Consider the following 14646-nt stretch of genomic DNA (forward strand, 5'->3'; position numbering starts at 1 on the left):
CGTCGCGCCGGACCGGGGCTAGCATCTCGTAACAACCGCCGCCGCAACGTCGCGAGGAGCAGGCCCATCGCTACTCCGAATCTTCCGCCCGGGTTCGACTTCACCGACCCCGACATCTACGCCCGCCGACTACCGGTGCAGGAGTTGGCCGAGCTGCGCCGTGCGGCGCCGATCTGGTGGAACGAGCAGCCACTCGATCAGGGCGGATTCGGTGACGGTGGGTACTGGGTGGTCAGCAAGCACCGCGATATCCGCGAGGCCTCGCTGCGCTGCGATGTCTTCTCGTCGGCCGCGAAGTCCATCGTGCCGCGCTATCCGGAAGACCAGGCGGCGGGCCAGATCGAGGCCGGGCGGGCGTCGATGATCATGATGGACGATCCCGAACACAGCCGGTTACGCAAGATCGTCTCCCGCGCCTTCACACCGCGTGCCGTCGACCGGCTGCGCGCCGACCTCGCGGAGCGAGCGCGGGAGATCATCAGCCAGGCGGCAACGGACGGCCCGGGCGACTTCGTCCGCCAGGTCGCCTGCAAGTTGCCGCTCGAGGCCATCGCCAGCCTGCTCGGGGTGCCGCTCGAGGACTACGACAAGCTGTTCGACTGGTCGAACAACATGATCGGCAGTGACGACCCCGAGTTCGCCGACAAGGACTCGTTGACCGCTGCGGCCGAATTGATGTGGTACGCAATGCAATTGGCGGCGCAGAAGGCCGAGAACCCCGCCGATGACATCGTCACGGCGTTGGTCAGGGCCGACGCCGACGGGCAACGGCTCTCCGATGCCGAATTCGGCATGTTTGTGGTCACGCTCGCCGTCGCCGGCAACGAGACGACCCGCAACTCGATCACGCAGGGCATGATGGCCTTCACCGAGAACCGGGACCAGTGGGAGCTTTTCAAGGCGCAGCGGCCCAAGACCGCGGCCGACGAGATCATCCGCTGGGCCACCCCGATCACCGCATTCCAGCGCACCGCGCTGGTGGATACGGAGCTCGGCGGGGTGCGGATCGAGACGGGCCAGCGGTTGGCGTTGTTCTACCGCTCGGCCAACTTCGACGAAGAGGTCTTCGACGACCCGTACACCTTCGACATCTCGCGCAGCCCCAACCCGCACCTCGGGTTCGGGGGCACCGGTGCGCATTATTGCATCGGAGCCAACCTGGCTCGCATGACGATCGACCTGATGTTCAACGCGATCGCCGACCACGCACCCGACCTGGCCGCGGCAGGAGAGCCCGAGCGACTGCGGTCACCGTTCATCAACGGCATCAAGCACTGGCAGGTCGACTACCAGCGCGCCCACCCGGTGCCGCAGTAGGGCGACCAATCCCAGCGGGCGTACGCTTCCATAAAAATGTATGGCCAGCATCGGGTCCCGGCACCGCATATCGTTGACATCGGTGCAGCGCGGCCATACATTGGCTCAGAGTTGTCCACGCGCTCCGCGCCCCGCGCTTCCGCGCTAAGGAGACCGTCATGACCGTAGGTACAGCTCCCGCAAGCGTTTTCGACTCCGATCTGCCGACCCTCGACTACGCAGCGGAGGAGAGTCCGGCCGAGGTCTACCCTCGCCTGCGCGCAGCGCAGCGGGAAGCGCCGATAGCGATCGGGCCGTTCGGGCCCGAAGTGCTGTCGTACCGCCTGGTCCGTTCCGTGCTGCGCGACACCCGCTTCCAAATCCCACCCGGGATAAACCTCCTCTCCCAGGGCATCACATCCGGCCCACTGTGGGACAAGGTGGTCAACAGCCTGCTGTGCATCGAGGGGGACACCCACCATCGGCTGCGCAGTCTGACGTCCAAGGCATTCACGCCGAGAGCGACCCTGCGCCTGCACGACACCATGGTCGAGGTGATGAACGCGTTGGTCGATCGGGTTGGCGACGCGGGCCGCTGCGACGTCGTCACCGACCTCGCGCGCCCCTATCCGGTTCCGATCATCTGCGCGCTGCTCGGCGCACCCCGCGAGGATTGGGAACAGTTCTCCTGTTGGGCCGACGACGTTTTCAAGGTCTTCACCTTCACCATCGACGTGCGCGAGGTGGAGCCCGCCGCCATGCGCGCATGGCGAGAGCTCGACGACTATATCGACGACATGGTCGCCAGGCGCCGGCACAGCCTGACCGACGACCTGCTTTCCGACTTGATTCGGGCCGAGGACGACGGTGACCGCCTCAGCACCGCCGAGCTGCGCATGCTCGCGGGCGGCCTGCTGCTGGCGGGCACCGACACGACCCGCAATCAGGTGGCCGCCTCGGTGCATGTGCTGTGCGAGCACCCAGAGCAGTGGGAGTTACTCAGGGAGCGACCCGAATTGGCGATGCCGGCCGTCGAGGAAACGATGCGTCACTCGCCGATCGCGTGCGGAACCCTGCGCATGGTGACCCAAGACGTCGAGCTCGACGGCTATATTTTCCCGGCAGGCACCCACGTGTTAGTGAATACCGCTGCGGCCAACCGCGATCCAACGATCTACGACGATCCGGATCGCGTCGATATCACCCGCGAAGGGGCCCCCGCGATCCTGACCTTCGGCGGTGGAGTCCACTACTGCCTTGGCGCCAACCTGGCCAGGCGGGAGATCGCCGAAGCGCTCAACGTGCTCGCCCAGCGGCTGAAAAACCCGCGCACCGCCGGACCGGTTCCGTGGAAGCCCATGGTGAGCCTGAGCGGGCCGAAGAGTTTGCCCATCGAATTCGAAGTGGCCCGATAGTCATCCATTGCCGTTGCGCGTAGGGTCTTCAATGGTGAAAGCGCGCAAGACATCCGACGGTGCGGTGCCGGTCTCACCGGACAACTTCGCCCACGCCGAGAGTGACCTGTATTTCGGCAATATCGTGAGAGACGGCGGGGTCGGCAGATTCAAGCACATCCGGGAGCTCACACCGCTGGATAAGCAGTTCGTCATTCGCTCGAATCGCGACACGCTGTACTCGGCCGGCGTCTTCGACCTCGACGCCGGACCGGTCACGGTGTCGCTCCCCGACCCCAACGGTCGATTCATGTCAATGCAGGTGATCACCGAAGACCACTACGTGCCCGCCGTGTTCTATGGACAGGGCGATCACACCCTGACCCGCGCCGAGATCGGTACGCGGTATGTCATGGTGGTCATTCGCATCCTGGTCAATCCCAACGATGATGCCGACATCGAACAAGTCCATGCGCTGCAAGATGCCGTCGCGGTTGCGCAGAAAGAGGCGGGCAGCTTTGAAATCCCGAAGTGGGATCCCGTCAGCCAGAAGGCCGTAAGGGATGCACTTAATCAACTCGCCGCCACGTTGCCGGAATTCTCGGGGATGTTCGGCACCAAAGACAACACCGACCCGGTCCGCCGGCTGATCGGCGCGGCAACGGGATGGGGCGGAAACCCCGAAACAGATGCCACGTACCTGAGCTTCCATCCGGCCAACAACGACGGCACCACCGGCTACCAACTGACGGTGGGCCAGGTTCCCGTCGACGGGTTCTGGTCGGTCACCGTCTACAACAAGGACGGCTACTTCTCCCCCAATCCGCAGAACGCCTATTCGCTGAACAACGTCACCGCCCAGCGTGACCCCGACGGCACCATCACCATCCAGTTCGGCGGCCGCGATAGCGAATCAGCAAACTGCTTGCCGATCACGCCCGGGTGGAACTACCTCGTCCGGCTGTATCGACCGCACGAGGCGATCCTCAACGGTGAGTGGACATTCCCTGAAGCCCAGCCGCTTGCATCGAGTTCCTGAGGCTCTATTCTGACCGGGACCGGGTGACCGCGACCACGGATCGGCAGGTATCGGATCGTGTCAGCTACGTTATGCCGGGTGTGCGGCACCGCGGCGCTGACGACCGACGCTCGCTTCTGTCACGCTTGCGGATCGGGGTTTGACGCACCGCTGCACGCTCGGCTACTGCTCGCTGCCAGGGATCAGCCGGCCGGTCGTCGCAGCGATGCGCCCCTGGTCGGTCGCACCTGGGAACTCAACACACTCGGCGGCATTTTCGATGAGGCGGTCAACGGCGCCGGGTGCATCGTCAACATCACCGGTCCGGCAGGCATCGGAAAGAGCCGGCTGGCCCGCGAAGCCGCGGCCACCGCCGGGGCCCGCGGTATCCCGGTATTCGGCGCCTACTGCGAGTCGCACGCCTGCGATATCCCGTTTCGTACGGTGGCGCACCTGCTTCGCGCAGCACTTGAAATCGACCAGTACACAACGGATACAGCCCGCGGCCGCTTGCGCGAGCGATTCGGCGACGCCGAGCCCGAGGATCTCTTGCTACTCGACGACCTGCTGGGCATCCGCGATCTGTCGGTCCCGTTGCCCGATGTCGCACCCGACGCGCGCACGCGGCGGTTGATCACCCTGATCAATTCCGCGTCGCTGGCCCGCAGCGCACCGGCGGTGTACGTGATCGAAGATGCGCACTGGATCGACCGGGCCAGCGAATCGATGTTGGCCAATATGCTTGCCGCACTGACACATACGCGATCTTTGGTGTTGGTCACATACCGCCCCGAATATCGTGGAGCGCTGAGCCGGATATCGGGAGCGCAGGTGCTGGCGCTGCGTCCGCTCAGCGGCGCGCAGGCCTCGGCGCTGACCGCGGAACTCCTTGGCACAGACGGATCGGTGACGGAGGTGGCCGCGCTGGTCACCGCCCGCGCCGCCGGAAACCCGTTTTTCGCCGAGGAGATGGTGCGCGACTTGGCCGAACGTGGCGTGCTGCACGGCCGGCGCGGTGAGTACCAGAAGCGCGCCGACCTCGCTGAGGTGCAGGTGCCGGCTACCCTGCAGGCCACCATCGGGGCGCGCATCGATCGGCTTGAACCCACCGCTAAACGCACCCTGAACGCGGCCGCGGTGATCGGGCTGCATTTTGGTGGAGATATTCTCAGCGACCTGGACGAGAAACCCGACGTGTCGGCGTTGATCGAAGCCGAAGTCGTCGATCAGGTGAGATTCACGCCGCACGGCGAATACGCCTTTCGCCACCCTCTTATCCGCGCCGTCGCCTACGAGTCCCAGCTGAAATCCGATCGCGCACAACTGCACCGTCGTTTGGCGAATGCCTTGGAACAGAGGCAGGATTCGGGAGACGATAACGCCGCGTTGATCGCGGAACACCTCGAAGCAGCGGCGGATCTGCCCGGGGCCTTCGCCTGGCACATGCGCGCGGCGACCTGGTCGCGCAATCGCGACGTCGCCGCGGCACGGGAACGCTGGCGCCGCGCGCAGCACATGGCCGATCGGATACCCGAGAACCATCCCGGCCACCTGCCCATGCGCATTGCGTCTCGAACCCTGTTGTGCGGGTCTGAGTTTCGTGTCGGAGGTGAGGGGGATATCGCAAACTTCACCGAACTGCGCGAGCTCTGCACCGCTGCAGGTGATCAGCGGTCACTGGCTGTCGGCATGGCCGGGATGATCCAAGCGCGGTTCCTGAGCTCGCGGGTGCGGGAGGCGGCCGATCTGGCATCGGAACTGGCGCAGTTGCTGGTAGAAATCGGAGATCCGGCCTTGACGGTCTCGCTGTCGGCGGCGGTGTTGGGCCCCAAGCATGAAGTCGGCGATGTGACCGAAGTGCTGCGGTTTGCCCGACGTGTCATCGAGGCCGCCGAAGGCGACCTTGGCCAGGGCAAGCTCATCTTCGCCGTTCCGGTACCGACCGCGATCGCAGTACGAGGTGTCGCCCGCATTTGTCTCGGAATGCCAGGCTGGAAAACGGATTTCGACCAAGCGATGGTGCGCGCGCGTACCTTGGATGCATTCGCGTTCTCCGGCGTGAGTTGGTATTCGTATGTGATGCCGTTGGCCTACGGGGTGATACGGCCCTACACCGCCATGCTGCGCGACACCGCGGATACCTTGGCGCTGGCAGAGCAGACAGGCGACAATCTCGGGCTCGATCTGGCCCGAAGTGCACGGGGTATTGCCCTCATTCACAACGGTGGCTCCGATCGTGACACGGGCCTTCAGCTACTGCTGATGGTAAGTGAACGTGATTGGCAGCAGCGGTTTTCCAGCATCCAGTCCATCGTCGAGGCTTACGTGGCGCGCGAGCAGGCCCGACTCGGCTACACCGACAATGCGGTCAATCTGGCGCGACATGCGGTTGCGCACAACACCGCCGCGGGTTCAGTCATGTGGAACATCCCGGCAACGGCGGCGTTGGTGGAGGTCTTGTTGACCCGAAAGTTGGATCGCGACCTCGCGGAGGCCGACGCGGTCATCGCCCAGTGGACAAGCGTGATGTCCGAGCTGGGTGTGACGCTGTACGAGGTCTGGTTGCTTCGTATGCGCGCTCAACTTGCCCGCGCCCGCAAGGAGGAATCCAGCTATCGGGAATTGCGGGAACGATACCGGCGGAAATCGGCAGACCTCGGCTTCGAAGGCCACGTCGCGCTGGCCGCTTCGATGTAGAAAAGGCCATCGGCAATGTGACAAAGACCTGCCAGACACAAGTCGCGTTTGCCCGGGACGCACCCTACGCTCGTGGGTTACACGAAGTTAACGGGGGTTTGCTTATGGGTGGGCTTTATCGGCTCGCGAAAAAGCGAGGTGGCGGACTTGCCGTCGTCGCCGGGGCGCTGTGTTTGATCGTGGCGTCGTGTTCGGAGACCGCATCCCCGCCCGCGGCCAGACCGGCGACACCGGCTGCCGCTTCGATGCCGAAACCCGCGCCCAGTACGGCTCCCCCGGCGCCGTCGGTGACCGGTCCTTTGGAAAAGGATTGGAAGAGTTACGGCGGCACGGCCTACTTCGGCTGCCCGGATAAATTCTCACTCAGCAAAACAGCACTCGACGATATCCGCCCCAAAGTGTTCGACCCGAAAACCGGGCAATACGTGGCGCCGCCCATCCCCACACTTCCTGTCGGTGAAAATGTGACCGGCGGCGTGTGCGCGCTGGCCGGCACCACCATCGACGATCTCAAAGTCGTCTATGTCATCACGACTTTCAAGCCGGCGCAGGCACTGGCACCCGAACTCACCAAAGCGATGGCCTATGTGTTCGACTTCAAGTCGACGGCGCCGTTGGCGACGAAAGAACTGCAACCGCCAACCCCCGACCTGAAATTGGCTGACGCGAAGGAGTGGGGCCTGGCTGCGACCACATCCGGCGCGGCCTGGCTGAATGCCTTTACCGACGGACACGTCGCGTCGCCGCCGCGAACCGTAATCCTCTCGAGCACTGACCTTTCCATGATGTGGAATGACCCGCAGCCCGGCCGGGTATGGCAGGACGTTCTTTCCTTCCAACGCAACACCGAGCCCGGCAAGACATGGGGAGCAGAGCTGCGGCGCCCTACCGGCGAGTCCATTTATCAAAATAATGACATTTGGACCGTTGACGGCGAATTGTCTGATGGGCCAGATAAATTGGTGAAGATGTCGCGCTGGGATTCGTACGACCCCAAGGTGGCATCGACGGTGTTCCTCGATCTCAACTCCAAGGCACTGATCAAATTCGGTGATTCCGAACGTGTTTCGGGCAGTGGACTGGCCACAACCTTATCCGGCGGAAAACTCTTCGTCGATGCTCTCAATTCGGACAACTCGCAGTTCGGCTTCGGCGTGTGGAACTTGCGCACCCAGCAGTGGGACCTGTTGAAGAACCGGGACGAAGCGAAGAAGTTGTCGATATCGAAGTTGGCGTTCTTCGACGACCACATCTACATCACCAACGATGGCGGGACATATGCCGTCATCGCCCTGCCGGCCACCGACCCGGTCGCGACGAACTGGTCGGTGCGACCGTTTTCGCGGATATCCGGCTGGACGCTGGTGTGCCGCGGCGAGACGGCCGCGCCGCCCAGCGGGGGGTGCAAGGAGATCGTCATGGTGCAAGACCAGGAAGGGCATTACCCGGGCCCCTGGTTCTAGCGTCGGGAAGCCAAGTCGGCCGCCTGCACCGCCCCGCGGACCCCGGTAGCGACAGGTCCAGGATTTGACCTGTGTGGCCGCGTGCTGACGCTGCGGACGTCGGCGACATTGGCGACGTCCACAGCGGCAGCGGTCACTTCTCCGCTGAGCGAAGCGTCAGCAGGGAAGGTGCGGGATACAGGCCGGCAGTCGACGGGGCTTGATGCGTGATGTCATCAACTTCCCCCCGTCGGCGTAACAACATCGACGCTAGGTGTGGGCGATGGGACTGATCTTTCGAGAACGTAAGTATCGGCTTTGTCGACGCACGGACAACAGATAAGAAAAATCCGCTCAATCGCCCGTTTCCCAGTGCTGCTCGTTCGTCGCGGGTTACTATCTGCTCCGGCCGAATCGGGTCTGAATGCGACGGTGGGCGCCTTCATGCTCTTGTTGTATCGGCGTCGCGAGTGCCCGCTTTTCGGCGCCTCCCGACGCCAACGCCCCGGCTTCCCCTTGATCCGGGGCGACATCGGGACGAATGGAGTGCATGCATGTCGGGAATAACCAGCAAAGTCAGCGTCGCCGCAATCCTCACCTTCACCGCCTTGACCGCGTCGGGATGCACACCGGTCTTTTCGCTGTTCTCGTTCTGAGCCCTCACTACCTGAGGGACAGCGCCTTGACCTTCGGCGCCGCGGGCCCTTTCTGACAGTCTGTTTCCTTAGCTCGTGGACGCGTCAAGCGGTCAGACGTCTGAGTCAGCAAACACGCGCACTGCAGACTGAAGCGTGCGTGTGTCTGCCAAATCTGCATATGTGAGTCGAGTTCATCACTCGCGCCCGACACAATCGTCGCGGCGCTTTCCGGTGTGCGCGCCGTCCGACGTCGCGCATACCGGGACGGCAAGCCATCCGCAAAGTGAGTCCCTAAAGGCGCAATACAACATCAGAACCTTACTTGCCGGTAGATCTGGTATGCCTAACCATTCTTGGGGTACGCTCTGCTCCGGTTGAATCGGGACTGAATGCGACGGTGGGCGCCTTCATGCTCTTGTTGTTTCGGAGTCGGGAGTGGCGGCACATTGTGCCTCCTGACACCGCCCGTCTGGCTTCGTGTGAGCCAGCTGGAAAGTGGAAACGAAATGGAGTGCATGTATGTCGGGCCTAACCAGCAAAGTCGCTGTCGCGGCAATCCTCACCTTCACCGCCTTGACCGCGTCGGGATGCACGCCGGTCTTTTCGGTCTTCTCATTCTGACTTTGCGATAGCGGCGGGATAGCGGCTGGCTTTTGACGCTGCGGGCCTGATCGTAGAACCTCGTTACGGTGCTCGCCTGCCGCCTCAAGAGCCAGCTGTCTAACTCAGCAAACACCATGCGGCACACGGGACGTGCCGGTGCCTCTCATCACCAATGTCTAGTCGAGCCACGAACGAATGGAGTGCATGTATGTCGGGAATCACCAGCAAAGTCGCTGTCGCCGTAATCCTCGCCTTTACCGCCGTGACGGCAACCGGGTGCAGCCCGGTGCTTTCGCTCATCAACATCTCGATGTAACAGCAAGCCCTCGGGCAGGCCCGTCCCACCGCCAGCGGGTGGACGATCGCGGGCATGCGGCGCCACACGACATCGTCTGCGGTCACATCAAACGCGCAGGCCCGCAGGAGGTCTCCAGCATCGCCATGAGCCTACGGCGACAGCCTGAGCTCGTTTCTACCGCGCGACCTGAGCGGTCAGCCTGTCTTGGCGGCCAACTTCTCCGAGACGCGATTCTGGCGCGCGAGGTAGCGCTGCTTGGACTCCTCGAACTTGGCGGACTCGGCGGCGAGTTCGTCCATGAGCTTGCCTAGGTCGTCGCGCATGCCGGCGGCCTCGCCGGTGAAATCCTCGCGCTCGAAGATGCGCCATTTCTTCAGCACCGGCAGCACGACCTCGTTCAGGTGGATACCGATGTCGTAGACACCTCCGACGGCGATGATCACCGCCTTGCGCCGGAACTCGGGTACCGAGAAGCCCGGCATCCTGAATTGACGCAGCACCATGTGCAGCGATTTCATCGCCTGGTTGGGGACGAGGTCGAACGCGGCCTCGCTGATGTCGCGGTAGAAGATCATGTGCAGGTTCTCGTCGGCCGAGATCTTGCCCAGCAGCTGGTCGGCAATGGGGTCGTTGCAGGCCTTGCCGGTGTTGCGGTGCGAAATCCGGGTCGCCAGCTCCTGGAAACTGACATAGAGGACGGAGTCGGTGACGCTCGCGGCGAAGCATTCGCCCTGCTGGTTCTGGCCTGGACTGAAGCCGCGGTTGACCACCTCGAGGCGAAGCGTTTCCAGCTCGATGGGGTCAACCGAGCGCGTCACCACCAGGTAGTCGCGCAGCGCGATGCCGTGCCGGTTCTCCTCGGCGGTCCAGCGGTTGACCCACTGACCCCAGGCGCCGTCCATGCCCATGTTCATCGCGATCTCGCGGTGATAGGACGGCAGGTTGTCCTCGGTGACCAGGTTCTGCACCATCGCCACCTGCGCGACCTGAGAAAGCTTGCTCTGCTCGGGGTCCCAATCCTGGCCACCGAGCGCGTAGAAGTTCTTCCCCTCCGACCACGGAATGTAGTCGTGCGGGTTCCAGGGCTTGTGCATGCTCAGGTGCCGATTCATGTACTTCTCGACAAGCGGCTCGAGTTCGTGCAGCAGCTGTAGATCGGTTAGCTGGCCAGACATGACACCCCCCACGGTCACATCGCATTCGCGTGCCAAGCGGCGGTTCAAGAATCTGTCGCACGGCTGGTGGGATATGACCAGCGGTCCTTCGCGCCGGCTATATCCCGGATCGCACGATACGCGGGCGACGGCGCAACCAGCGGGACCTCAGTCGGCACGTCGGGCGCCAATAACGGACCGCTCCCACGCCCCCCGACGGCCGAGGTGTCCAAAACCGTTGTCGCGGGCCCAGAAACAGCCTCTGACCTGTGGTGGCAGGTACTGGATTCGAACCAGTGTAGGCGTAAGCCGACGGATTTACAGTCCGCTCCCATTGGCCACTCGGGCAACCTGCCGCCTAGCAGGTTACAACGAAGGGGTAGACAGAGCACAAACGGCTAGCACCACCGAGGAAGGGCATTGCATGGCGGACTCATCGTTCGACATCGTCAGCAAGTTCGACCGGCAGGAAGTCGACAACGCGCTAAACCAGGCCGCCAAGGAACTGGCTACGCGCTTCGACTTCCGCGGCACCGACACCACGATCGCGTGGAAAGGCGAGGAGGCAGTCGAGCTCACCTCCTCCACCGAGGAGCGCATCAAGGCTGCCGTCGACGTGTTCAAGGAAAAACTGATCCGTCGCGACATCTCGATGAAGGCCTTCGATGCCGGCGAACCGCAGGCCTCGGGCAAGACCTTCAAGCTCACCGGCACCCTCAAGCAGGGCATCGACAGCGAGAACGCCAAAAAGGTCACCAAGCTCATTCGCGATGAGGGGCCCAAGGGCGTCAAAGCCCAGATCCAGGGCGACGAAATCCGGGTCTCCAGCAAGAAGCGCGACGACCTGCAGGCCGTCCAAGCGCTGCTGCGCAACGCCGACCTGGATGTGGCGCTGCAGTTCGTGAACTATCGCTAGCGTGCGCCCTGCTGCCCGTCGCGATGACCGAGGAATGTGCACAGTGCGGCTTCGTTTACGACCTCACTAAGGCCACGACCGCCGTCGAGGCCATCAATGAACGGGTCGGCGCGGCCGCGGCCGTATTGCGCGACGGCGACGTCGACGTGCGGTCGCGGCGACACCCCGAGGTTTGGTCGCCGCTGGAATACGGATGCCATCTGCGCGATGTGCTGCTCGTCCAGCGCGAGCGCGTGCTTGCCGCCCGTCGGGTGGATCGACCGGACTACCCCGCGATGGGACGCGACGAGCGGGTGGTGCACGACGGGTATGCCGAGCAGGAGCCCGCCGACGTGGCCCGCCAGCTGGCTGACGCCGCGCAGATGTTCGGCAACGCCCTGACCCGGTTGTCCGACGACGACTGGAACCGCACGCTGCTCTATCACTTCCCGGAAACCAGCGAGCGATCGTTGCGGTGGGTCGCCATGCATACCCTGCACGAGGCACAACACCATCTGCGCGACATCACCCACCAAATCGACTAGCCGGGTTTCGCTGATCCGCTCAGCCGCTCGGCCCTAGGCTAGTGACGAGTCCCACAACTAAAGCGAGGTTCACGATGACCCCTGAGGCCGACTTTGTCGACGTCATCATCGTCGGGGCCGGTATCTCCGGCATCGGTGCGGCATATCGGATCGCCGAACGTAATCCGGGTCTGACCTACACGATCCTCGAGCGTCGCGCGCAGATCGGCGGCACGTGGGACCTGTTCCGCTACCCGGGCGTGCGCTGCGACAGCAGCATCTTCACGCTGTGCTTCCCCTTCGAGCCGTGGACCCGCCAGGAAGGCATCGCCGACGCCGCCCACATCCGCGAGTACCTGACCGACACCGCACGTAAGTACGCCATCGACCGCCACATCCGGTTCAACAGCTACGTGCGCGCGGCGAACTGGGACTCCTCAACCGACACCTGGACGATCACGGTGGACCAGGACGGCGCCAGCAAGCGCTACCGCAGCCGGTTCGTGTATTTCGCCAGCGGCTACTACAACTACGACCAGGGCTACACCCCCGACTTCCCCGGCATCGAACAGTTCAGCGGCACCGTGGTTCACCCCCAGCACTGGCCGGAAGACCTCGACTACACCGGGAAGAAGATCGTGGTGATCGGCAGCGGCGCCACCGCGGTCACGCTGCTGCCGTCGCTGTCGGAGCGGGCCGCAAGCGTGACCATGCTGCAACGCTCACCGACCTACCTGATCTCGGCTCCGAAGAACCGCCCGAGTGCCGACATTATCCGTAAAGTGTTGCCGCGCAGGATTTCTCACCTGACGATCCGATACTTGACTGCGGTACAGGAAGCGTTGTTCTATAAATTCGCCCAGAGGTTCCCCACGCCCATCAAGGCGATGCTGCGGCGCCAGGCGGTCAAGAACCTGCCCGACGGCTACGCCGTCGACACCCACTTCAAGCCGCGATACAACCCGTGGGACCAGAGGCTGTGCCTGATTCCGGACGCCGACCTCTACAACGCCATCGCCGCCGGGCGCGCCGACGTGGTGACCGACCACATCGAGCACTTCGACGCCACCGGCATCGCGCTCAAGTCCGGCGGGCACCTCGACGCCGACATCGTCGTGACTGCCACCGGCCTGCAGCTGCAGGCTCTGGGCGGGACCGCGATCAGCCTGGACGGCGTCAGGATCGACCACCGGGATCGCTTCGTCTACAAGGCGCACATGCTCGAGGACGTGCCCAACCTGTTCTGGTGCGTCGGCTACACCAACGCATCCTGGACGCTGCGGGCCGACATCACGGCCCGCGCCACCGCGAAATTGCTGGCGTACATGACTTCTCACGGCTACACCCATGCCAGCCCGCACCGGGGCGACGAGCCGATAGCCGTCAAACCGTCCTGGGACATCATGGCCGGATACGTTCAGCGCTCGGCCCACGAACTGCCCAAGTCCGGCACCAAACGCCCGTGGAACGTTCGGCAGGACTACCTCGCCGACGCACTCGACTACCGCTTCGACCGCATCGACGAAGCGATGGTGTTCGGCCACGCCGGTGACCGGGCGCGCATCGCCGGCTAGCTCGGCTACCCGGCGCGGACCTGCCGATCACGCTGGAATGAACTCCTATTAAATGTGAGGTTTCGGCAATACGCTGACCACATGGCAGCCGAGAAGCGTGAACCCAAAGTCGTTGTCCTTGGTGGTGGTTCCTGGGGAACCACAGTGGCGTCGATCTGCGCACGCCGGGGCCCGACGCTGCAGTGGGTGCGCTCCGAGGAGACCGCCGCCGACATCAACGAGCATCACCGCAACACCCGCTACCTGGGCAACGACGTGATCCTGAGCGAGACGCTGCGTGCCACCAACGACTTCGCCGAGGCCGCCAGCTGTGCCGACGTCGTCGTGATGGGCGTGCCCTCACACGGGTTCCGCGATGTGCTCACCGAACTGGGCAAGGAGTTGCGACCCTGGGTGCCGGTGGTGTCGCTGGTCAAGGGACTTGAGCAGGGCACCAATATGCGGATGTCGCAGATCGTCGAGGAGGTGCTGCCCGGTCATCCGGCGGGCATCCTCGCCGGGCCGAACATCGCGCGCGAGGTCGCCGAGGGCTATGCCGCCGCGGCAGTGTTGGCGATGCCCGACCAACACCTGGCGACCCAGCTGTCCGGGCTGTTCCGCACCCGCCGGTTCCGCGTGTACACCACCGACGATGTGGTCGGCGCCGAGATGGCCGGCGCGCTGAAGAACGTCTTTGCCATCGCGGTCGGCATGGGCTACTCGCTGGGCATCGGCGAAAACACCCGCGCACTGGTGATCGCCCGCGCCCTGCGCGAGATGACGAAGTTGGGCGTGGCGCTGGGCGGGGACCCGGAGACATTCCCCGGATTGGCCGGCCTGGGCGACCTCATCGTCACCTGTACCAGCCAGCGCAGCCGCAACCGTCACGTGGGGGAACAGCTGGGCGCAGGCAAGCCCATCGACGAAATCATCGCATCGATGAACCAGGTCGCCGAGGGCGTCAAGGCCGCCAGCGTGATCATGGAGTTCGCCAATGAGTCTGGCCTGAGCATGCCTATCGCTCGCGAGGTCGACGCCGTGATCAACCACGGGTCGTCGGTGGAGCAGGCCTACAGCGGCCTGATCGCCGAAACGCCAGGCCACGAGGTGCACGGCTCGGGATTCTGAGCAGCG

10 protein-coding genes and 1 tRNA gene are annotated in these 14646 nt (G+C 63.9%); 9 read left to right on the plus strand and 2 right to left on the minus strand.

Translation table 11 applies throughout. From position 1 onward, the window contains the following. Positions 1-66 precede the first annotated feature (66 nt). The 5 genes from MNAB215_RS04575 to MNAB215_RS04595 all read left to right on the plus strand — a co-directional run bounded on the left by MNAB215_RS04575 (position 67) and on the right by MNAB215_RS04595 (position 7868). On the plus strand, positions 67-1317 hold the full coding sequence (locus tag MNAB215_RS04575) for a cytochrome P450 (RefSeq protein ID WP_077077649.1): 1251 nt from the start codon (positions 67-69) through the stop codon (positions 1315-1317). A gap of 158 nt (positions 1318-1475) precedes the next feature. After that, positions 1476-2711, plus strand: a complete 1236-nt coding sequence (locus MNAB215_RS04580) for a cytochrome P450 (protein WP_077077650.1) — start codon at positions 1476-1478, stop codon at positions 2709-2711. A 34-nt stretch (positions 2712-2745) separates the two neighbouring features. Continuing rightward, the gene (locus MNAB215_RS04585) at positions 2746-3729 is read left to right on the plus strand and encodes a DUF1214 domain-containing protein (protein WP_425436395.1); all 984 of its coding nucleotides are present in this window, start codon (positions 2746-2748) and stop codon (positions 3727-3729) included. A 57-nt stretch (positions 3730-3786) separates the two neighbouring features. Next, positions 3787-6405: an ATP-binding protein gene (locus MNAB215_RS04590; protein WP_165691526.1), complete on the plus strand. Its 2619-nt coding sequence runs from the start codon at positions 3787-3789 to the stop codon at positions 6403-6405. A gap of 104 nt (positions 6406-6509) precedes the next feature. Continuing rightward, positions 6510-7868, plus strand: coding sequence for a hypothetical protein (locus MNAB215_RS04595; protein WP_425436396.1), 1359 nt, complete (start codon positions 6510-6512; stop codon positions 7866-7868). A gap of 1712 nt (positions 7869-9580) precedes the next feature. Here MNAB215_RS04595 and MNAB215_RS04605 read toward each other — a convergent pair. After that, a complete protein-coding gene (locus MNAB215_RS04605) occupies positions 9581-10561 on the minus strand; it encodes an acyl-ACP desaturase (RefSeq protein WP_077078416.1) in 981 nt (326 codons plus the stop codon). 249 nt (positions 10562-10810) lie between these two features. Further along, positions 10811-10896 (minus strand) — tRNA-Tyr (locus MNAB215_RS04610). 68 nt (positions 10897-10964) lie between these two features. Between MNAB215_RS04610 and MNAB215_RS04615 the strand changes: the two genes are divergently transcribed. The 4 genes from MNAB215_RS04615 to MNAB215_RS04630 all read left to right on the plus strand — a co-directional run bounded on the left by MNAB215_RS04615 (position 10965) and on the right by MNAB215_RS04630 (position 14640). Continuing rightward, complete coding sequence (locus MNAB215_RS04615; RefSeq protein WP_077077654.1) at positions 10965-11456, plus strand: YajQ family cyclic di-GMP-binding protein; 492 nt, start codon at positions 10965-10967, stop codon at positions 11454-11456. A 23-nt stretch (positions 11457-11479) separates the two neighbouring features. Next, the gene (locus MNAB215_RS04620) at positions 11480-11980 is read left to right on the plus strand and encodes a DinB family protein (RefSeq protein WP_083746000.1); all 501 of its coding nucleotides are present in this window, start codon (positions 11480-11482) and stop codon (positions 11978-11980) included. 74 nt (positions 11981-12054) lie between these two features. Then, entirely contained in the window at positions 12055-13533 is a 1479-nt protein-coding gene (locus tag MNAB215_RS04625; RefSeq protein ID WP_077077655.1) for a flavin-containing monooxygenase, read from the plus strand. Between the two features lie 81 nt (positions 13534-13614). Next, on the plus strand, positions 13615-14640 hold the full coding sequence (locus MNAB215_RS04630) for an NAD(P)H-dependent glycerol-3-phosphate dehydrogenase (protein WP_077077656.1): 1026 nt from the start codon (positions 13615-13617) through the stop codon (positions 14638-14640). Positions 14641-14646: the final 6 nt, after the last annotated feature.

It is taken from the genome of Mycobacterium numidiamassiliense (genome assembly GCF_900157365.1).
GTDB classification, from domain to species: domain Bacteria; phylum Actinomycetota; class Actinomycetes; order Mycobacteriales; family Mycobacteriaceae; genus Mycobacterium; species Mycobacterium numidiamassiliense.

Excerpts from the sequence above, each read along its gene's own strand:
- MNAB215_RS04625 (WP_077077655.1), top strand. The coding sequence starts at position 12,055 with ATGACCCCTGAGGCCGACTTTGTCGACGTCATCATCGTCGGGGCCGGT.
- MNAB215_RS04580 (WP_077077650.1), top strand. The coding sequence starts at position 1,476 with ATGACCGTAGGTACAGCTCCCGCAAGCGTTTTCGACTCCGATCTGCCG.
- MNAB215_RS04605 (WP_077078416.1), bottom strand. The coding sequence starts at position 10,561 with ATGTCTGGCCAGCTAACCGATCTACAGCTGCTGCACGAACTCGAGCCG.
- MNAB215_RS04595 (WP_425436396.1), top strand. The coding sequence starts at position 6,510 with ATGGGTGGGCTTTATCGGCTCGCGAAAAAGCGAGGTGGCGGACTTGCC.
- MNAB215_RS04615 (WP_077077654.1), top strand. The coding sequence starts at position 10,965 with ATGGCGGACTCATCGTTCGACATCGTCAGCAAGTTCGACCGGCAGGAA.
- MNAB215_RS04620 (WP_083746000.1), top strand. The coding sequence starts at position 11,480 with ATGACCGAGGAATGTGCACAGTGCGGCTTCGTTTACGACCTCACTAAG.
- MNAB215_RS04630 (WP_077077656.1), top strand. The coding sequence starts at position 13,615 with ATGGCAGCCGAGAAGCGTGAACCCAAAGTCGTTGTCCTTGGTGGTGGT.